Consider the following 399-nt stretch of genomic DNA (forward strand, 5'->3'; position numbering starts at 1 on the left):
AGTATAATATTGGAGGATACAAGCATGAGATATGAGCAGAGAGCAAAAAGAACAACATGGTTTGAAGTTTTAGTCTCCAGTACGATACTCAAAAAGATTTTCCTAGGCGGGATTGGTTTACCTATTCTTTTACAACCAGCAACGCTACAGGCGCAAATTGCTGTTGATCCTAACGCAGGTGCTGCTCATCGTCCTGATATTGTTGCAGCGCACAATGGAGTTCCCTCAATTGATATTGTTACACCAAATGGCAAAGGCTTATCCCACAATAAATATTACAATATTAATATTGGCAATCCAGGCGTCATTCTCAACAATCGTGCGCAAGAAGTGGGACAATCGCAATTGGGAGGCATTATGCCGGGCAATCCGCATTTGCGCTATTCTGGTTCGGCAAAA

Annotated in this window: 1 protein-coding gene; it reads left to right on the plus strand. The window is 42.4% G+C overall.

All coding sequences use genetic code 11. The features are described 5' to 3' along the window. Window positions 1-24 precede the first annotated feature (24 nt). Window positions 25-399: hypothetical protein (locus J7R05_RS08715; RefSeq protein ID WP_208541917.1), on the plus strand; the 375-nt coding region annotated here is incomplete at its 3' end.

Source organism: Bartonella capreoli (assembly GCF_902813205.1).
Taxonomy (GTDB): Bacteria; Pseudomonadota; Alphaproteobacteria; order Rhizobiales; family Rhizobiaceae; genus Bartonella; species Bartonella schoenbuchensis.